18 protein-coding genes are annotated in these 20,160 nt (G+C 51.5%); 16 read left to right on the forward strand and 2 right to left on the reverse strand.

Annotation, left to right across the window (positions count from 1 at the left end; all coding sequences use genetic code 11):
- The 7 genes from LIO98_RS08790 to LIO98_RS08820 form a co-directional block, all read left to right on the forward strand.
- Positions 1 to 1,145, forward strand: a 1,145-nt coding sequence (locus LIO98_RS08790; RefSeq protein ID WP_291955651.1) for an O-antigen ligase family protein, incomplete at its 5' end; no start/stop codon positions are given.
- The gene (locus LIO98_RS08795; protein WP_291955654.1) at positions 1,135 to 2,142 is read left to right on the forward strand and encodes a glycosyltransferase; all 1,008 of its coding nucleotides are present in this window, start codon (positions 1,135 to 1,137) and stop codon (positions 2,140 to 2,142) included. The genes LIO98_RS08790 and LIO98_RS08795, both read left to right, overlap by 11 nt.
- Positions 2,143 to 2,212: 70 nt before the next feature.
- Positions 2,213 to 3,220 carry a glycosyltransferase gene (locus LIO98_RS08800; protein ID WP_291955659.1) on the forward strand — a complete coding sequence of 336 codons (1,008 nt, stop codon included), beginning with the start codon at positions 2,213 to 2,215 and terminating at the stop codon, positions 3,218 to 3,220.
- Positions 3,221 to 3,244: 24 nt separating this feature from the next.
- Entirely contained in the window at positions 3,245 to 4,261 is a 1,017-nt protein-coding gene (locus tag LIO98_RS08805) for a glycosyltransferase family 8 protein (protein WP_291955662.1), read from the forward strand.
- The gene (locus LIO98_RS08810) at positions 4,210 to 5,295 is read left to right on the forward strand and encodes a glycosyltransferase family 4 protein (RefSeq protein WP_291955666.1); all 1,086 of its coding nucleotides are present in this window, start codon (positions 4,210 to 4,212) and stop codon (positions 5,293 to 5,295) included. The genes LIO98_RS08805 and LIO98_RS08810 overlap by 52 nt, the downstream gene beginning before the upstream one ends.
- Positions 5,296 to 6,384 carry a glycosyltransferase family 4 protein gene (locus LIO98_RS08815; protein ID WP_291955670.1) on the forward strand — a complete coding sequence of 363 codons (1,089 nt, stop codon included), beginning with the start codon at positions 5,296 to 5,298 and terminating at the stop codon, positions 6,382 to 6,384.
- 1 nt (position 6,385) lies between these two features.
- Positions 6,386 to 7,456: a hypothetical protein gene (locus LIO98_RS08820; RefSeq protein WP_291955673.1), complete on the forward strand. Its 1,071-nt coding sequence runs from the start codon at positions 6,386 to 6,388 to the stop codon at positions 7,454 to 7,456.
- Here LIO98_RS08820 and galE read toward each other — a convergent pair.
- Positions 7,453 to 8,448, reverse strand: coding sequence for a UDP-glucose 4-epimerase GalE (galE, locus tag LIO98_RS08825; RefSeq protein WP_291955677.1), 996 nt, complete (start codon positions 8,446 to 8,448; stop codon positions 7,453 to 7,455). The genes LIO98_RS08820 and galE overlap by 4 nt on opposite strands.
- Positions 8,449 to 9,012, reverse strand: a complete 564-nt coding sequence (locus tag LIO98_RS08830; RefSeq protein WP_291955680.1) for a flavodoxin family protein — start codon at positions 9,010 to 9,012, stop codon at positions 8,449 to 8,451.
- 234 nt (positions 9,013 to 9,246) lie between these two features.
- On the opposite strand from LIO98_RS08830, the gene queD reads away from it, so the two are divergent.
- The 9 genes from queD (at position 9,247) to LIO98_RS08875 (ending at position 20,003) form a co-directional block, all read left to right on the forward strand.
- Positions 9,247 to 9,618, forward strand: a complete 372-nt coding sequence (gene queD, locus LIO98_RS08835) for a 6-carboxytetrahydropterin synthase QueD (protein WP_066746910.1) — start codon at positions 9,247 to 9,249, stop codon at positions 9,616 to 9,618.
- Positions 9,611 to 10,450, forward strand: coding sequence for a GTP cyclohydrolase FolE2 (gene folE2, locus LIO98_RS08840; RefSeq protein WP_291955685.1), 840 nt, complete (start codon positions 9,611 to 9,613; stop codon positions 10,448 to 10,450). Before queD ends, folE2 begins: the two co-directional genes overlap by 8 nt.
- Positions 10,447 to 11,646, forward strand: coding sequence for a class I SAM-dependent rRNA methyltransferase (locus tag LIO98_RS08845; protein WP_291955688.1), 1,200 nt, complete (start codon positions 10,447 to 10,449; stop codon positions 11,644 to 11,646). The genes folE2 and LIO98_RS08845 overlap by 4 nt, the downstream gene beginning before the upstream one ends.
- Entirely contained in the window at positions 11,646 to 12,287 is a 642-nt protein-coding gene (locus LIO98_RS08850; protein WP_291955691.1) for an HAD-IA family hydrolase, read from the forward strand. Before LIO98_RS08845 ends, LIO98_RS08850 begins: the two co-directional genes overlap by 1 nt.
- A 10-nt stretch (positions 12,288 to 12,297) precedes the next feature.
- Entirely contained in the window at positions 12,298 to 13,233 is a 936-nt protein-coding gene (locus LIO98_RS08855) for an efflux RND transporter periplasmic adaptor subunit (protein ID WP_291955695.1), read from the forward strand.
- Positions 13,227 to 13,931, forward strand: coding sequence for a YggS family pyridoxal phosphate-dependent enzyme (locus tag LIO98_RS08860; RefSeq protein ID WP_291955698.1), 705 nt, complete (start codon positions 13,227 to 13,229; stop codon positions 13,929 to 13,931). The genes LIO98_RS08855 and LIO98_RS08860 overlap by 7 nt, the downstream gene beginning before the upstream one ends.
- 66 nt (positions 13,932 to 13,997) lie before the next feature.
- A complete protein-coding gene (locus tag LIO98_RS08865; protein WP_291955701.1) occupies positions 13,998 to 14,633 on the forward strand; it encodes a DivIVA domain-containing protein in 636 nt (211 codons plus the stop codon).
- A gap of 204 nt (positions 14,634 to 14,837) precedes the next feature.
- Positions 14,838 to 16,892, forward strand: coding sequence for an ATP-dependent DNA helicase RecG (recG, locus tag LIO98_RS08870; RefSeq protein ID WP_291955703.1), 2,055 nt, complete (start codon positions 14,838 to 14,840; stop codon positions 16,890 to 16,892).
- Positions 16,893 to 17,498: 606 nt separating this feature from the next.
- Positions 17,499 to 20,003, forward strand: coding sequence for an ATP-binding protein (locus LIO98_RS08875; RefSeq protein WP_291955707.1), 2,505 nt, complete (start codon positions 17,499 to 17,501; stop codon positions 20,001 to 20,003).
- Positions 20,004 to 20,160: the final 157 nt, after the last annotated feature.

Here is a 20,160-nt window from a genome sequence, read left to right on the forward strand (position 1 = left end):
GATATAGACGGGGGTTGTTTTTGCTTGCTATATTGCTACTAAACAAATCACAACGAAAAGTTGATGTGATGCGCTATTGGAAAGGACTTGCGAGAATAGGCGGGCTAATATTAATAGCTTTATTTTTATGGGTTACGCTGATACCCTTATTCTTTAGTGTTGAGCCGTTTGGGGAACGAATACTTGGGATGGCCCGCCCGATTGAAGTATTTTTGTATTGTGTAGGTGTGATGATTTTTGCAAAAGATGATTTTTTTACAAAAAATCTATGTTCTTTTTCTATAATAAGTGCAATATTTATTTCTTTATTTGCCTTTACAAGACGCCTTCTTCTGTCTTTTTCAGCAATTCGGGATGATTGGGTATTCGGTATGCACGCCGCTTTAGCGGGTCTCATCTTATCATCTTTGTTGCCTTGGATCTTTTACGCAATATGCTCGAAAAACACTGACCGGCATCGCAGAATATTCTATATAATTGCGTTGTTTTTGTCGTTAACTGCGATTTTTGTGACATATTACCGTACAATATGGTTAGCTGTCATTGCTCAAATTATTATCGCTGTGCCGCTTTCATATTATTGTTTTAACGCTAACTTGTTGAATCATAAAAAATTGTTGGTTACAATTATTATTCTTATTACCACTGCTTTCACATATTCATATCATGTAAGTTTTACTGTGAGAAATAATATAGCGAGGTCTATGTACATATGCAGCGATTTTGAAGCATTTACATCAAGAAGGGGAGAAATATGGGTAGAGGCTATATCCCTTATCTCTAAGCGTAAGTTGGGAGGGTACGGATGGGTAAGCTATGATGATTTTGCAGTGATAAAAAAACATCATCCTCATTCAAGTTACTTGGAAGCGGCTTTTCATGCTGGTATTCCTGCTGCTATTTTATATTGCGCTGCTTTACTTATCTTTTTCCTGCTTGCATTACGGTATATTTTTACGAAAACAAAGCCCTGTTCAATACCCTATGTTGTTTCTTTGATGATATTGGCTTCCGCAGTAGCTGGGCTTACCGAAGCATTCTTTTTTGTAAGCCGCGAATATCTTATACCATTTTGGTCTATGGTTTCAATGCTGATTTCTCCTTTATTTGTAAAAAGAAAACTAGAGGTATATTATGACGAATAGGCAAACCGTTCTTCTAAGCATAATAATCCCTGCCTATAATGTTGAACTATATATCAAAGAATGTTTAGATTCAATTTTTTATAGTTTGACGGTAGAGTCTGCATGTTTAGTAGAAGTCATTGTTATAAACGATGGCTCCCAGGACAGAACTACAGATATTTTAGAGCAGTACGATAGCCGTCACTGTGTCTTCCGTGTTATAAATCAAAGTAACAAAGGGCTATCATACGCTAGAAATATAGGGATAAATGCAGCAAGAGGAAAGTATCTTATGTTTGTGGACAGCGATGATTACCTAGTCCCGGATTCTTTAGACAAACTGATCACTTTTCTTTCTGTCAATGAAAACGTAGACATTGTTGAATATGATTTTTACGAATTTGTAAGCGCAGATGAGATGATAAAAGATAAGCAAGAAATGCCTTCTATTTCTAAAGGTAGTGGACAGGAAATTTATGCTGCTTGGGTAAAGCAATCTTATTTTCGTCATTTGGTTTGGACAAAAATTGTTTTAAGGGAACTCGTAACCACACATAGGATATTCTTTTATGAAGGTATTGTCCATGAAGATGATGAGTGGACTCCGAGAATATTTGCATATGCTAGAAAAGTTCTTTATTTACCATTGCATGTGTATGTTTATAGAATAAGACCTGGATCTGTTATGTCAACAATAACGTGGAAGAATTACTTTGACAAAATAAAGGTATTTGATTCGCTTGTACAGTTTTCATTGACTAAAGGATTTTCGAAGGAATATGTAAATGCCTTGAAAGTTAGTGCTTCTTCAATTTATTGGTGGTTGTTTTCCGGGATCAAGCGAAATGGGAAGTATGACGAAGAGCTGATATCGAAGATTCTCGAGCGTGAATATATAATTAAGTACAGCAGAACTTTTCACAGACGGTTTTTTTATAAACTTGTAGTAAAATTATTAGGGGTAAAGGGATTTTATTTCTTTAAATATGCAATAAAAGATTTGTTTAGATATAATTAACCGATTGTTGTTCAAAGAGATATCGATCAGAGTGGTACATAAACTTTAAATAAGTTAAAGAGGTATAGTGATGCATCCGTTGATTAGTATAGTCGTACCGGTCTATAACCTTGTAGATAGAGTAAAATTTATGATTGACTCACTGCTAAAACAGGATTATGGTGAGTTGGAAATTATTTTAGTTAACGATGCTTCAACTGATAGCTCGCTAATGTGTATGGAAGAGATTGTGAGTACTAATGTCAAATGCAATATCCATATTATAAATCACAATAAAAATAAAGGAGTATCCGCAGCTAGGAATACAGGGTTAAAAACGGCAAAGGGGGACTATGTTATCTTTGTGGATGGAGATGATATGGTCGAAACTAATTTTGTTTCTGTGCTGTATGAAACAATATCAAAAAATAATAGTGACATGGTTTCCTGTGGATATAGAACTATTGAAATAAAAAGAGGGACAAAGGAAGAACATCCATTAACAGTTCCTGCAAATATAAGCGATATTGACCTCATAAAAGGGCGTATTTTGAATAAAATAGAGGTTTCCCATTGGGCTACTTTGTTTCGTAAAGATTTTCTTCTTGAAAATAATTTGTTTTATGAAGAAGGGTGTACGGCAGGTGAAGATATAGAGTTCATTATAAAAGTACTGTGTCGCAGTAAAAAAGTTTCTTTTGTAAAAGATTGTCTATATATTTACGTTCAACACGATAACATGGGGTCACGAAAAGAGATAAAAAATAACGAAAAAAAAATAGAGCGTTATTTACATCATACGGAGGCGCATTTTAGAGAGGCCGAATATATTAAAAAATATACGAAAAATAAAACGCTGTACACGCTTGCCGAATATATGATTTTGCCGCAGGCATATCTCCGGATGCTCTCGGTTTGCGCTATGAAAAATGATAGAGATAAATTTGATAGTATGCGCAGATCTCAGAGTGTAAAAGACGTGCTTCTTAACAGCTATAGGTCTTTCTTGTATAAACCGGAGGTTTTTCTGCGGGCCTGTGTTGTTTTCTTTCTTCCTAATGTTTATTATAGCAAGTATCGTCATTACTTAAATGACTAGTTAAAAGAGAGTTGGTTATAATAAATGTATGAAGACCATGAAATTCAGGTAGCTCTAGCCTTTTGTGACCCGAAGGGAACCTATTCTCGCCATGCGGCGGTAACGATGGCGTCGATTTTTGCAAATACCAATGGTAATGTCTGTATTCATATTATACATGATGATACTCTTACGCCAACTAACAGAGAAAAACTAAGATCGCTTACCCAATTCTATAAACAGAAAATCAATTTTATCAATGTGGAAAATATGCTTGATGAAAAGAGCATAGACGTAAGTAAACTTACCATAGACGGCGCTCGCGGTACACTCTTCCGCTTGTTGCTTCCTGATATTGTAGCTGCGGATAAAATTATTTACCTTGATTGCGATATAGTCGTTAATATGGATATTTCTGAACTGTGGGGAATACAGCTCGGCGGTTATGCGGTTGCCGCGGTGAGGGATGTTTGGTCTTTAGATTTCCTCAATGGGATTCCTATACCTTGGCGTCTTAATAAAGCTTGGGAGTTACTTGGCGTGGCGCGCGGCGAGTATTTTAACGCCGGCGTACTGTTGCTGAATTTAAAAAAACTTAGGGATGAATATGACTTCTTAAAATCTGTAGCGGACTTCTATGCAGAATATAAGAAGTGCATAACCCTTGCCGATCAGGATTGTCTGAACTATATTTTTGCGAATGACAAACTGCTTATAGATGAAAAATTTAATCACATCAATTCAGAGGGAGTAGGGGAAGATGACCTTTACGGTTCAATCTGGCATATGGCCGGAGGCGCGGCTAAACCTTGGGTAACCTGTACCCGTCCTTTTGTCGATGACCTGTATTGGCGCTATCTTAGACTCACTCCATATTGCGAAGACGATAACGCGCTGATTAGGATGATGCTTAATGATCTGTCTTCTCCATCATATACGCACCTTCATTCCTCTGATTGTGTTAAACGCCTGAAAAGGCAGATCGCAGATAATATCTTCCGTGCGCATATTTGGACGGTTCCGCATATATTAATAAAGAAAATCAGTGGTGGTTCGAAATGAGGATTATAGAGGTTTTACCGGAACTTGATATCGGCGGTGTTGAAAGGCATGTCATTGACCTCGCAAATGAGCTTGCAGAACGCGGACATGATATTGTTGTGATATCCGCTGGCGGAAAAATGCAGTGTCAGCTCTCGCAGAAGGTCAGCCACCTTTGTTTGCCCGTGCATAAAAAAAATCCACTAACGGGCTGGTTTTGCGCGCGAAAAATAGCGAAATTTGCGAATGATGGAAAGTATCAGCTGATCCACGCCCATTCCAGAGTTCCCGCCTGGATCGCGCGGTGGGTTTCTAAAATGGCCGGTATCCCATACGTTGTGACAGCGCATGTGGACTTTGGTAATAAATCAAGATGGATTTACTCTCCCTACCGTGAAGCGGCTCGTGTCATATGCGTCAGCGAAGCGGTCCGCGACGGCATGAAAGACTGTTTTTATGAAAATACGCAGATCGTATTGAATGGCCTTGATGAGCCCAAAGTTCATTGGAATGATGACAATCCCAAAGACTTCGTAAAATTTCTCTTTGTCGGACGGCTCTCTTCTGTTAAGGGGATGCAAGATGTGCTGAAAGCATTGCCGTCGGATAAAAGTTGGACTTTGGATGTACTTGGCGACGGACCTATGCGTCCGGAGCTTGAGGGGCTTGTTAAAGAATTAGGGCTTAGTAAAAAGGTGACATTCCATGGCTATTCCGACAGAGCTGATGAATTTATGGCCGATTCATCCTGCCTTCTTTTCCCCTCATATATTGAAGGTATGCCTCTCACACTTGCGCGGGCGGTGCAGATCGGCATTCCCGTACTGGCCTCTGATATAGAACCGGTCGCGGAGATGGCGGGAACGCGAGACGGTCTGCTGAAACCAGGCGATATAGAAGAATGGCGCCGTGCGATAAATAATTTTCTTTGCACCAGGGCTGTAACGCTGAATATTTCATCTTCAAGGGTTCCCACCCTGAAAAAAATGGCCGATGAAGATGAAGAAATTTATGAAGAGGTTTTGCGGATGCAGTGTCAGGGAAAGGAACGTTGAATGATGCGTGTCCTGCATTATGTAGATGAAAACAACCTTACTTGGTGCGAATCCTGGAGATCGCTGCTTTGCAAATTGAAAGAACTTGGTGTGGAAAGCACTGTTGTCTGCCGTCCCGGTGGTACGCTCTCTAAATATCTGCAAGACAGTGGCTTGGCTACAATTGAATACAAACCGCTTTTACCGGCTCTCCCCTGTACGGCTTTTGGTGTTGCCTCCGCTATCGATAAAGTCCGTCCCGACATAATTCACACAAGATTATCTTCCGCTGCTATGGTAGGCGGCTGGTGGGGCAAACTTAAAAATATCCCTGTGGTGTCAACGGTTGATAAGCACGCGAAGATGAAATATTACTGGAATGCAGATATGGTAGTGCCGTGTTCAAGGGCTGTCGCTAAACACATGCAGGCGCAGGGATGTCAATTAGCGAAAACGAGGGTCATATACAACCCGATAGACCTATCGTACTACAAGGCGTTTCCACAAGTGCGCGAATCTGTCAGAGAAAGATATTCAGTACCGCCAACTGCAAAGGTGGTTGTAGCCGGCGGCCGGTTTGACGAGGGCAAAGGTTTTGAAAGTCTTATTAAGGCTTATGCCCTGTTTCTGGATCATTATAAAAATCGTGAGGATATGCGGCTGTGGCTTTTAGGGGACGGACCGTATCGCAATAAGATCGAGGATTTGATCAAAGAGTGTTCCCTTGACAATAATGTGATGCTGCCGGGGTATGTGTCCAATATCAGAGAATGGTTTTGGGCCGCCGATCTGTTTGTTTCGCCGTCAGAGTTACCGGAGGGGTTTAGCGTTATATTGTTGGAAGCTATGGCTTGCGGACTCCCTGCGTTAGCCACGAACATTGGCGGATCGCCGGAGATCGTGATAGACGGTGTAAACGGCATGCTTTTTTCTCCTGGCAGAACGGAAGAATTGGCCGAGAAACTTGGAGCGGTGCTGGATGCTCCCGACAGATTACCGACGCTATCAAAAGAGGCAAAAAAAAGTGCCGCGATATTTGATTTAAATGCCATAGCCAAACAGACTTTGGAAGTATATGCGGAGTTGGCGTCCGACGGAGCGAGGTTGTAAATTGTATAAGATAAAACGCGAAATTATCCGGCTGTGGATGCAGATGGCTGTAAAATATCCTAATCTAATCCCAGCCATATTTTCGAAATATATAAAGATGATGTGGAACGATAATCAGCGCCGCTGCGCAGAGAAGGAATATCGGACGGTGAATTTTGACGTTAAGGCCGATGATTTAAAAAAAGATACTCAAATCCTTGACCTTTCATGTACGTCGGGTTTTGGCGAGACTGTCCACCCGGACGTACTCTTTATTCCAGGCGGTTTTGGTGAGTTTGGCTGGAAGTATGTTATGACTCTGACGCCTCTGCCAAGAGGAATAGAATATTTTGAAAATCCTGAATTTTTAGTTAGCCATGACGGCATCTCGTGGGAGATACCATGCGGCGGGAAATCCCCGCTTGTCGATGCCCCCTTCGATTGGGTTGGCTACAATTCAGACCCGACCCTGTTTTATGAAGACGGTATTGTCCACATGATCTACCGCCGGACTGAGTATAAGGGAAACGGCGCGGATGTGCGGCTGCTTGTCATGCACAGCTCTGACGGAGTCTGCTGGAGCGTACCTTTGGTGATTATGGAGGAACACCACCACCGTAAGGATTTGGCGGTACTGATGTCCCCCACTGTGGTCAAGTTGGCTGGAGAATATTTAATGTGGTATGTACAGGGAAGCGGTGGCAGCTTTTCTGTGGTACGCGCACAGAGCAAAGACCTGTACCAGTGGTATGGATTCATGTCTTCGATGTTAAGGGGGATGCCCGAGGGTACGGAGCCGTGGCATCTTGATGTCATTAAGAAGGGCAAGGAAGAATTATTAATGGCACTTTGTTATCAGCATGTTGGAAATTATAAGTCCAACAGAGGAATATTGTTTGCCTCAAGCAACGACGGGGGGATATTGTGGAATATTTCAGGTAAACACCTTGAGCCTGGGGAATCAAATTTTTGTAAAAAGAGTCTTTATAAAGCATCCGCCGTTTTTGCGGAAAACGGCGGATTGCTGTTGTATTATTCTGGCCAAGATAATTTGGACCACTGGCTTACTGTGAGGAGAGAAATAACTCTTTAGACCTGCCCTCTTTCAAACCTCCACGAGTCCCTGCACATATCCTCCACCGAGCGGTGGGCCTTCCAGTCAAGCTCCTGCTCGGCTTTTTTCGTCTCCGCGTAGCAGGTGGCGATGTCTCCCACGCGGCGCGGCGTTATTTTGTAGGGGATTTTGATGCCGTTGACGCGCTCGAAGGCGGTGACCAGCTCGAGCACCGAGGTGCCGCGGCCGGTTCCGAGGTTATAGACGGAGACGCCGCCGCCCATTTTTTTCAGCGCCGCGGTATGTCCCTCGGCAAGGTCCATCACGTGTATGTAGTCGCGGACGCCGGTGCCGTCCACGGTATCGTAGTCGTCGCCGAATACGCGCAGCTCCTTCAGCTCGCCCTTCGCGACCTTTGTGATGTAAGGCATCAGGTTGTTGGGAATGCCGTTCGGCGCCTCGCCGATGAGCCCGCTCTCATGCGCGCCAATGGGATTGAAGTAGCGCAGCAGGGCCACGGAGAATCCCGGGTTGGCGGCGGCGGTGTCTGAGAGGATCTTTTCGCTTATGACTTTCGTCTCCCCGTAGGGGTTCGTCGCGGGCATCAGCGGCATCGTCTCCACGAACGGCGCTTTGTTGTCGCCGTAGACTGTGGCCGATGAGGAAAAGACGAAATTTTTCACGCCGCGCATCACGCAGGCCTTTGCCAGCTCGATGGTGCTCACTAGATTGTTGTAGTAATAGGCGAGCGGCTTTTCGACCGATTCTCCGACCGCTTTGAAGCCCGCAAAGTGGATGACGCCGTCTATCTTATTTTCGTCAAATATCCGCGTGACCGCGGCGCGGTCGGTGACGTCCGCCTCACAGAAGACGAAGCCGCGTCCCGTTATCTCCTTTATGTGCTCCAATGTCCGCGGTTTACTGTTGGAGAAGTCGTCGGCGATGACGACGGAATATCCCGCCTCAAGCAGGGCGACAGAGGTGTGCGAGCCGATGAAGCCCGCCCCGCCGGTCACTAGTATGTTCTTCATCTATAAATTTTTTCCCAGTTCATAGGCCTCGAAGAGATATTTGCGCCCCTTTTCTGCCATGTCCGTCTTGGGGTACATATCTGGCGCGCAGATCATGCCCGCGATGTTCCAGTTCGCGAAGTTACAGGCGAGGCGGAAAGAGGCTTTCAGTCCGTCGAAGCAGCTTATCTCCGTGTCGCCCGCCGTTGCCAGCAGTACCGCCCGCTTGTCCTTAAGATTGGTTTTGGCGTCCGCCGCGAAAAATGGCAGCAGCCGGTCCCATACCGGCTTTATCTGCGCGCTCCAGGAATAGTAGTAGAGCGGCGACGCGAAGACGAGGACCTCCGCCGCCGTGATGTCTTCATATACCGGGGCCATGTCGTCCTGCTGTATACATGGAGAGCCGCTGCTCCAGCATTTGCGGCAGTCAAGGCAGCCGTTCAGCTTTTTACCGGCGAGGCGCACCTTGCGCACTTCGTAGCCTCTCTCCTCCGCTCCCTTCACGAGAGAATCGGCAAGCTGTTCGCTGTTGCCCTCTTTACGCGGGCTTCCAAGCAATATCGTCATTACTTTTTTACCGGTCATCGTGGTTTCCCCCAATTATATTAATCTTTAACGGCTCTATTATATTATTTTTATGGTGAATAGGCTAATGCGGGACATTCAGGTGATACAATCTGTATTTGAAGCCATTCTTTCCATAAAGAATGCGCCGCGCCGTCGGTCCGCTGTCGTTTACGCGGAATTTTTACGGGTAAACAGTGTCGCGGCTACGTGGTAGAATAAAGTCGCGTAAAAATAAACTTAGGAGGAATAGGAATGTTACTGTGCCGTGATTTTAAATTTGATGCAGCACATAATCTTATACATTATCATGGAAAGTGTGAGCGTCTTCACGGCCACACCTACCATCTGCGGGTGACGCTTGAGGGAGAGCCTGACGCCGAGGGGATGATCTTTGACTTTGTAGACCTCAAAAAGGCCGTTAACGAGCTTGTGCTCTCTAAGCTTGACCATGCCTATATAAACGATATCCTGCCGCAGCCTACCGCGGAATATATCGCGGTCTGGATTTTCCGCGCGCTTGACGGGCCGCTTTCGCGCGCCAACTGCCGGCTACATGAGATACGGCTGTGGGAGACGGAGAGCTCTTCCGTCATCTGCCGCCGCGAGGATGTAAAAGATGCGTGACGTACAGAACGAGACCGACAACAGGAATATGGTGATCGACCGGGTCGGTATCCGCGACATCTCGTGGCCGATCTCGGTGCCTGACCGCACGAACGGAACGCAGGAGATGGTCGCCCAGGTGAGCCTCTCGGTCTCGCTGCCGCAGGACTACCGCGGCACGCACATGAGCCGCTTTGTAGAGGTCCTCGGGGCGCAGGAGAAGCGCGTCACCTTTCATAATATGGAGGGGCTGCTGGTGACTCTCAAGGAACGGCTGAAGGCCCGCGACGCGCACGCCGTATTCGATTTCCCCTATTTCATCACGAAGGCCGCGCCGGTCAGCGGCGCTAAGGGGCGGCTGCGCTGCGATGTCCGCTTTGATGCGGCGCTCCGCGGCGATGATTTTGACCTTGTGACGACGGTCACCTCTCCGATCCAGACTCTCTGTCCCTGCTCAAAGGAGATCTCCCAATTTGGAGCTCACAACCAGCGCGCGCACGCGGTGATGGAGGTGCGCCTCGCCGGTTTCGTCTGGCTTGAGGAGTTTGTTCAGATGGCCGACGACTGCGCCTCGGCACCGATATACAGCCTGCTCAAGCGTGAGGATGAAAAGTATGTTACGGAGCGCGCCTACGAGAATCCACGTTTTGTCGAGGATTCAGTGCGGGAGCTCGCTCTCGCGATGCAGGCCGACGAGCGTGTGGTCTGGTACCGGGTCTCTGTGACGAGCCATGAGAGTATACATAACCACGATGCGTTCGCCGTGATAGAGAGGGATAAACGCACCGGCAATCTTCCCTCGCGGGAAAATTTACTATGTTCGCTGCGGCGAACGGAGGAAGGTTTATTATGACATCAATAAAAAGAGCGCTGCGCCGCGCCGTCCTGAACGATAACGGCGTCGAACGCGTAAAGTCGCGCCATCCGTGGCTCTTTCGCGGCAACCTGATCCAGGCTCCCGTCTGTGCCCCCGGCGACATTATCGCCTTCACCGACAAAAGGGGGATGGTGCTTGGCTGGGGCCTTTGGAGCGAGGGGGCGCTCTGTATCCGAGTACTCTCATTTGGCAGCCATGAGCCTGACCAGATGGAGCTGCTGCGCAGCCGCGTCGAGCGTGCGCTCGCGGTGCGCAAATGCTGGTGCGCCGGCGAAGAGTCCTTTCGCTGGGTACACGGCGAGGGCGACCGGCTTCCCGGCATCACCGCCGACCTCTATGGAGACGTCCTCTCCCTGCAGCTCTCGGTGATGGGGTGGTACCGCCACGCCGACGAGGTGGCGAAGATATTCCGCAAGGTGAAGAAACTCTCCGCCGTCATCCTGCGCAACGATACCAAACATCTTGAAAAAGAGGGGATACCGCGCGAGATAAAGCCGCTGCTCGGCGAAATGCCGGCGGAACCGATCAAGGTGAAGATCGGCGAAACTTATGAGCTCGTTGACATCGCCGGTGGACAGAAGACCGGCGCCTATCTTGACGTTCGCCGTGTCCCTGCGCTGCTTGACCCGCTTTACAAAGATGCGAAAGTGCTTGACTGTTTTTCATACCAGGGGCACTTTACTCTCCACGCCCTTGGCAAAGGCGCGGCGGAGGTCACGGCGATAGACCAGTTGCAGTCCGCGCTTGAGTGCGCGAAAGAAAATATCGCCCTGAACGGCCTGCCCTGCGATAAAGTAACGTTCCGCTGCGGTAACGCCTTTGATATAATGCGCGAGATCGACGCCGACCGCGCGCGTTACGACATTGTGATAATGGACCCGCCGCCCTTCTCGCCGGCGCGCGGGCAGCTGGATTCCGCGCGGCGCGGATACAAGGAGCTAGCGGTGCGCGGCTTCCGCAGGCTGGAGGTGGGCGGACACCTTGTGTTTATGTCGTGCAGCCACGCCTTCACGCGTGACATGCTGCTTGACACGCTGAACGACGCGGCGCGGGATGCCGGCGCGGTCTGCCGCATCGTGCATGAGATACATCAGCCCCAGGACCATCCGGCGCTGCTCGGCGTGCCGGAGACGGATTACCTGAAGGGGTTTGTAATGGGAGTTGAAGAGTAATGAAGAATGAGACAAAGGCCGTTATTTTTGATTTTGATATGACACTGGCGGACAGCAGCTACGCGATACACCACTGTTCGAATCTGCTGGCGCGGAAGTTTGGGCTCAAGGAGATATCGCGCGAGGTGGTCCTCGCGGGGATCGGACTGCCGATAGAGGACTGCTGGCGCCTTTACTGGGGAGATTTTAAGGATGAGTGGCTCAGCTACTACCGCAATGAGTTCCGCGGTGTGGAGCAGACAGGTATCCGCCTCTTCCCGAACACCGTCGCGGCGCTTGAAAAGCTTCGCGGCGCGGGGATAAAGACAGGTGTCGTATCCAACCGGCGCTTTGCCCGCCGCGTGCTGGACGCGACGGAACTCACGCCCTATATGGACGTCATCGTCGGACTTGAGGATGTGACGAACGCGAAGCCCGACCCCGAGGCCCTCTTCAAAGCAGTCGGCAAGCTTGGCGTCGCCGCGGGGGAGGCCGTCTACGTGGGAGACACGGACATCGATATGCGGACCGCCGCCGCCGCCGCGGTGCGCGGCGTGGGCATGACAACGGGCAACTTCGACGAAGAGGGACTCTCCGCCGCGGGGGCGTGGCGCGTGTGCTCCGACCTCATAGAGGTACCGGGACTCTTCGGCCTTAAATAGGGAGCGCGGAATGGTCAGACGCTACACGCCGGAGGGAAAAAAGAGAAGCTTTCGCGTTGCCTACTGGCTTGGCGTCGCCGCGATCATTGTGCTCTGGATATGGGCTTTCAAGTCTTACTTTGACCGCTATGAGTACCTCCACCCGGAGATAACCTGGGCGGTCCCGGGGATAGACAACCAGATAATAAAGGTCAAGGGGCTGCTTCTCTGGAAAGAAAACGTCCTGCTCTCCCCGGCGGCGGGAACGCTCACCTACCCGCTTGGCAGGGGACCGGTGCGCGTGGCCCGCGGCGCGGTCGTCGCGCGTGTCGGCGGCCGTGAGGTGAAGGCATACCAGCAGGGCTACTTTGTCGCCGGAAAAGACGGCCAGGAATCGACGTGGCGCTACTCTTCGATATGGCCCTCCGAACAGAAAGAATTTTCTAAGCCGTACAAGCTGCAGTTCCTCTCCGACAACACCGCCGCGATGAGAGGACAGATCGTCGGTAAGATCATCGAACAGCCGCAGGAGCTGCGCTTCATCGGCTATATGCCCATGCGGGGCGACGTCGAAGAGCAGATAAGGCGTAAAAAGCTGCGTGTGCGCATCGACAGTGAGGACACCGTCTCTACGGCAAAGATCCGCGTCACGCAGAAGGCCGGTAATCTGATTAAATTCTATCTGACGATGCCGTGGTTTCCTCCCGAGCTGGCACTCTCCCGCAACTACACCCTGATAATAGACGCGGGGCAGACGGAGGGGGCTCTCGTGCCGCAGAGCGCTATACTTGAAAAGGGCGGACGCACGGGCATATATATGGTGCGCGGAGCGCGCGTCGTCTTCATTCCCGTGGAGGGGCGGAAACTTGCCAATGATAAATTTCTCGTGACAAAGGGTATAACTGTGGGAGACGCGGTCGTAGAAGACGCCGCCTCCGCCCGCGAAGGAAGGATTCAGCTATGGTAATGAACATTGCGGATAATATTGCGAAGATAAGGTCTGATATGGCGCTGGCCGCGAAAAAGAGCGGACGTGCGCTCTCTGAGATAAAACTCATGGGCGTCACGAAATACCACCCCGTTGAAATGATGACGGAGGCGGCACCGCACCTTGACCTCATCGGGGAAAACAAGGTGCAGGAGGCCGTAAACAAGCGCGCCGTCTGGCCTGTGGGAATGGAGAGCTGTCCATGGCACATGATCGGCCACCTGCAGCGTAACAAGATAAGACGCGCGCTTGAGAGCTTTGACCTCATCGAGAGCATAGACTCGCTGGAGACCGCCGTGGGGATAAACCGCGTCATCTCCGAGGGCAGGCCGCGCAGATTCCCCGTATATATAGAGGTGAACATGTCGCGCGAAGCGGCAAAGAGCGGCGTCGCTCCCGAAGAAACGGAGCGCCTGCTTGAAGAGATGATGACGGACTGCCAGCTCCTATCGGTGGAGGGGCTGATGACCGTCGCTTTAGACACGGAGGACGAACGAGTCCTGCGCGAAATATTCGGCGGCCTGCGGGAACTGCGCGAGGATCTGCGCCGTGCCACGGGGCTGCCGCTGCCGGAGCTCTCTATGGGTATGAGCGGTGATTTCATGACCGCTATTGAAGAGGGCAGCACGATAGTCCGTGTGGGAAGCGCGATCTTCGGCCCGCGAAATTACGGATAGAAACCGTCGGCTGCGCGCCGCGGGTATTTCTCATAATTGTTTTCATAAAGGAAAGGAGCAGAAAAAATGTCCGAACACTTGACCTCGCTTGATGTTGTGAACCAGTCATTCAAAAAGAGCCTTCGCGGCTACGATGCCGCCGAGGTCGACGAATTTCTCGATCACGTGGCGGAGACCCTGCAGAGCTACAACCAGAAGAACAAAGAACTTGAGCGTGAGCTCGCGGCGAAGCAGGAGAGCCTTGACGAATACGAACGCATGAAAGACGTGCTCCACGAGGCGCTGCTCATGGCGCAGAAGAGCGCCGACGAGCGCGTGAAGAGCGCGCGCGAGCAGGCGAACAAGATACTCTCCGACGCGCGTGAACAGGCCGAGGAGATGTGCCGCGAGGCCGCCGCCGAGGCCGACCGTCTGCGCGCGGGGGTCGAGCAGATACGCAACATCCGCGACATGTACGCGCAGGAATTCCGCGGCATTCTCGCGAAATTCGATACCCAGCTCAACCAGGCGCTGGGTTCCTCCCAACTGTCGGGAGCGGTGGACAGCGTCCTTGAGGGAATGGAAAAGCCTCAGCCTGAAGAGGAGCCTGAGGAGCTTCACTCCGAACCTGAGGTGAAGTCAGACCCTAAAGATTTTGAGGCGGCCTGCGGTATCCTTGGTGTCGACCCGCGGGATCTGATCGGCTCCAATAAGGGCGCCTAAGACAATACCCTCCGCAAAGAGGCCGTCCCTGCCGTCCCGGCGCATATCCCTGACAGGCTTTTGCCGGGGGCAGTGTTTTTTACTTTGTCTGCGGGAGCTCTGCGAGACTAAAAACATTATGGAACATATCAGAGTCCATGTCGACAATTATATGATGTGCCCGGCCTCTTTTTGTTCGCCCGGGCCTATTGAGATGTGAGCCGTTTGGATAAAAAAACAGCGGAAAAGAACCCCTCCCTGTCGCTCTCGGCTATTAAAGGCGTCGGTCCGCGCAGAAGCGCGCTGCTTGAGAAGTTCGGCCTGCGGACTGTGGAGGATATGCTCTGCCTCTTCCCGCGCCGCTACGAGGACCGCAGGAGCGTAAAAAAGATAGCGGAGCTTGTGCCCGGAGCTCCGGCGGTCGTCTATGCCTCAGTCTGCGGCGTAGAGGTACGCCCGCTTCCCGGCCGCGGACGGCGTCTGATAACCTGCCGCCTCTCGGACGGTAGCGGTTTTCTTGACGCCGTATGGTTCAATCGCAGGGGACTTGAGAAGACCCTCGCGAAAGATACGACGGTGGCGTTATACGGAACGCCCTCACTGAGGTCCTCCGTATTTGAGATAACGGAGCCGGAGTTCGAAGTTGTGAAAGAGGAGGGCAAAAAGAGCTCCTTCGCAGGCATCGTGCCGGTATATCCCTCCACAGAGGGGCTTCCGCAGAAGTGGTTCCGCGGCGTCGCCCGCTCTCTCGTGGAACAATATCACGATCAGGCGGAGGAAGTACTGCCCGCGTGTCTGATTGAAAAAAACGCCCTTATGCCCATATCGCGGGCGATATATGAGATGCACATGCCGGAATCGCCCGAGAGCTGGAAGGAGGCGCGCCGGCGTTTCGCCTATGGCGAGCTCTTCACCCTCCAGCTCATTCTCGCCGCCTCGCGAAAAGAGCGCGCGGAAAGTTCTGCCGTACTCCTAAAAAGAGGGGCGCTCTTTGAGGCGATGACCGCCTCGCTTCCATTTTCTCTGACCGCCTCGCAGAGACGCGTAATCGACGAAATATTCGCCGACGGCGCGTCGGGGCGTCCTATATCGCGTCTTATTCAGGGGGATGTCGGCTCCGGCAAGACCCTTGTCGCCATCGCCTTCGCCGCCGGCCTCTGTGACAGCGGCGCGCAGTGCGCGGTGCTGGCCCCCACGGAGGTGCTCGCGGAGCAGTTACACGCGCAGACGGTCAAATATCTTGCCCCGCTTGGCGTCGGATGCGCGCTGATAAAGTCGCAGCTGCCGGCGCGGAAGCGCCGCGCGGTGCTGAGCGGCGCGGCCGACGGCTCCCTTGGCGTCGTCACCGGCACTCAGGCGCTGCTCTCCGACGAAATCAAATTTAAAAACCTCGGCGCGGTGATCATCGATGAACAGCAGCGATTCGGCGTGCACCAGCGCGCGCGGCTGCTTAAAAACGGCGTAAAACCGCACCTGATCATGATGAGCGCCACCCCGATACCGCGGACGATGGCCCTTACGCTGTACGGCGACCTCGACATCTCGGTGATCGAGGATAAACCGGCGGGACGCGCGCCTGTTGAGACGCGGATAATAGGCAAAGACCAGCTGGCGAAGCTGCTGCGTTTCATCGCCGCAGAGATCATCTCGGGAGGCCGGGTCTACTGGATCTGCCCGCGCGTCGAGGAGGACGGCGGCTCAGAGCTGCCCGCGGCGGTAAAACGCTTTGAGTGGCTTGAGAAAAAACTCCCGCCTGTGAAGATGTCCCTGATACACGGGCAGATGGAAAGCGCTGATAAAGAGGCGGCGATCGCCGGCTTTCGTTCCGGCCTCTCGCAGCTGCTTGTCGGCACCACCGTCCTTGAAGTTGGGGTGGACGTGCCGGAGGCGACCGTGATCGTCATCGAATCTCCCGAACGCTACGGCCTCTCCCAACTGCACCAGCTGCGGGGCCGGGTCGGGCGCGGGGCGCGGCGCGGCCTCTGCGTGCTGCTCTCACTTTTGCCGGAAGACAGCGAACGGCTGCGGATATTCGCCTCCACCAACGACGGTTTTGAGATCGCGAAGGCCGACCTCGAGCTGCGGGGCGCGGGAGAAATCACCGGCACGGCGCAGCATGGCCTCGCCCGCTTCCGGGTCGCCGATCTGCAAAAAGACTATCTTCTCGCGGAGACCGCGCGGAACGACGCGCGGGAATTTCTCGAAAAAGAGGGGCTGGAGGCGCTGCCCTGCGCCATGCGCAAAAAGATCGACGCTATGCGTGCCGAGGAACTCTCCTGAAATAAAAATACTTGAAAAGAATTCACGGAAAGTAAAAAATAATTATAAAAGTCTGTCTCTCCGCGCGCTGCTGCCTGCTATGAAACAAAATGGCGGCTATCAGCCTCATAAGAGATTGTGGAAAATTACAAAAAAATTTTCGATTTTGTTTGTAAAAAAACTTCCAGCCGCGCACTATTATAGATAACGCCGCAGATAAGGGCAGATTACGCCCGCATACCCAGTCCAGAGTCACGGCGGCGGCTTTTCGTAAGCCGCAGCCGGTCAACCTGGACACGGCGGCGTTTACCTTTTTCGTGACGCCGCCGTGTGTGGCGGCCCCTCTGTCTTTTCCCTTTTATTCCGGTATTGTGTGTTACTCCTCAATGTACTGATTTTCCAGTCAATTGACATACGGTGGCTATCTGGATATCATAAAAACATTGAGAAAAAGCTTAACAGCCAGAGAAATATACTATATACGCTAACATTGGAATGGACTGGCGGCCTCGTAAATAAAAATTCCCGATACCGCGCCTCCGGGAGTAAGGGATTCGCGCCGGCCGGCAGAGCCGCCGGAGAAAGGAGAGATGGACGCCGCAGCTATGGGCGCGCCATATCGATAAGATGACCGACGAAAGAGAAGATGTAATCGGCCTTACAAGGGAGATATTGAATCGTTACTTTACCGAAAACGACCTGTATTTTCTCCTCTCATACCTTGACGACGACGTTGTCTGGATCGGCGGAGGCAGAAAGCAGAAGGCGGAGGGGCGCGAAGCGGTCAGCAGGTGGTTTCTTGATCACTGGGACGACTCCTTTCCAGTTATCCTTGAAAACCAGCGATATGAATACTGCAAGCTGTGTGAGGGCCACTATATATGCGAGGGGTTCAGCGAGTTCAACAGCCGCCAGGAGGACGGATTTGTTCTCAGCTCATATCAGCGCTGTACGATAGTCTACCGCCGAAAGGCCGACGGTTCGCTGAAGATTGCGCATATCCACCATTCCATCGCCTATGACGCGCTTGAAGAGGACGAACTCTTTCCCGAGACCTACGGAAAGGAGCAGTACCAGATTCTTCAGGATGCCTTTGAGAAACAGTCGCGGGAGATACAGGATGTCAGCCGCGCGCTGAACCGCCAGGCTATCCAGCTGCAGCAGCTGTACCAAAGCGTGCCCTGCGGCATCATCCAGCTGCGCCGCCGCGAGCCGTTCGACATCCTCTCCGCGAACCAGCAGGCGGGAAGGATATTTGAGGCTGCCGGCGGCGGTGAAGGCACCACCTCCTATCTTCGCTCGCTCCGTGAAAAAATCATTGCCCTGCCAGGGCTGGCGGACTCCCTCGTCGGCGACGGCCCGCGCCAGTTTGAAATATGCTTCCCAACAGCTGACGGCAAAAAAAGGTGGGTATCGGTCCGCCTGCAGTCTCTGCGTAACGAGTATGAGGAGGAAACCATCCAGGCGATCATAATCGACGTCACCTCGGAGAGGCAGATCCAAATAGAGAAGGAAAACAGACAGCTGCTTGAAAACAGACTGCTCAGCGGCGCGCTGATGGTCAGCAACAATGTCATTTCAACGATGAACCTGACGAAGGGAATGTGTACCCTCACAGTCGATGAAGGCTATATCCGCAGACTTCCGTTGGATATTACCTACGGAGAGCTCTTCGACCATATCATAGAGACGCTGCACCCCGACGACCGGGCGGAATTCCGCGAAAAATTCGCGCAGCGTGATCTCATGGAGACGGTCTCCAGCGGCTGTGACGAGGTAGGCATGGAGCTGCGTCAGCTCGGCGACGACGGTAAATATCACTGGGTCTCCTTTACCTTCATCCACGTCGATAATCCGGTAGGCGAGGATTTGATGGGGATCGGCGTCATCAAAGTGCTGGATGCGCAGAAGTCGGAGAAGCTGCGGCAGGAGAGCCTGCTGCGCGACGCCCTGGAATCCGCGAAGGCGGCCAGCGAGGCCAAGTCGGACTTCCTTTCACGAGTATCCCACGACATACGTACGCCGCTGAACGCGATAATCGGCATGAGCTCGCTTGGCCAGATGCGTATCGACGACAGGGCGGCGGTAAAAAACTGCTTTGAGAAGATAGATCAGTCGTCGAAATATCTGCTTTCGCTGATAAACGATATCCTCTGTATGTCGAAGATAGAGAGCGGTAAGATCCGCCTTGATATCGGGCCCTTTAAACTTGAGGAATTATTCGGCGGCCTTTGGCAGCTTATTGAAACGCAGGCGGCGGATAAAAACATCACCTACCGCTGTACGGGGCTGGAAAATGTGCGTGGCTCCTACGACGGCGATGTGACGAAGATACACCAGGTACTGCTTAATCTGCTGACGAATGCCGTTAAATTCACGCCGCACGGCGGGGAGGTTACGCTGTCGGTGAAGGAAAGCGGACGAGACGGCAAATATACGAAACTGTTATTCTCTGTGACCGATACCGGCTGCGGCATTTCGGAGGAATTTATGGACAGGCTCTTCCTGCCCTTTGAGCAGGAAAAATCCGGCGGGGCGAGGAACCTCGAGGGTACGGGACTCGGCCTTGCCATCGTCTACAGCCTGGTGAAGCTGATGGACGGCGCTGTCTCCGTCCGCAGTAAAAAGGGTGAGATGAGCCGCTTTGAGGTCATGCTGCCAGTGTTGGCAGCCGGCGGTGAGGCGCTTACTTGCGGAGCGGAAGAACAGCCCTCCGGAGCCGCTCCCGCCGCCGAGGATCTCCGCGGTATGAGGATTCTTATCGCCGAAGACAACGAAATAAATATGGAGATCGCTAAATCCTTCCTGAATTTCAAGGGAGCGCTTGTCGATACGGCGGAGAACGGAGCGGCGGCCGTCAATAAATATGCCGAAGCGCCGGAAGGTTACTACGGCTGTATCCTGATGGACATCCGTATGCCGGTGATGGACGGCCTCGAAGCCTCATGCCGCATCCGTGCGCTGGAGACGGACGGAAGGAAAAGGACGCCGATCATCGCCCTCTCCGCCAACGCCTTTGAGGAGGACCTCCGCTTGGCGCGGGAGGCCGGTATCGACGAGTATATTGTCAAGCCGATAGATTTCAGGAAAGTCACCGCCGCGCTCAGCAATTGCCGGTGTTTAGAACGGTAGCGCCTGTGTCCCGCGCGGGAGATTTCACGGAAGAGCTATAGGTCTTTGAACCGACCTCTTGTGAAAGAGACGTTTTTTATGTACAATACCAGACGTTGGCATAAAATTCATTATTGATTTTATCTGATACAATTTTACGTCTGACAAACAAAACATA

This window comes from Cloacibacillus sp. (assembly GCF_020860125.1).
Classification (GTDB): Bacteria; Synergistota; Synergistia; order Synergistales; family Synergistaceae; genus Cloacibacillus.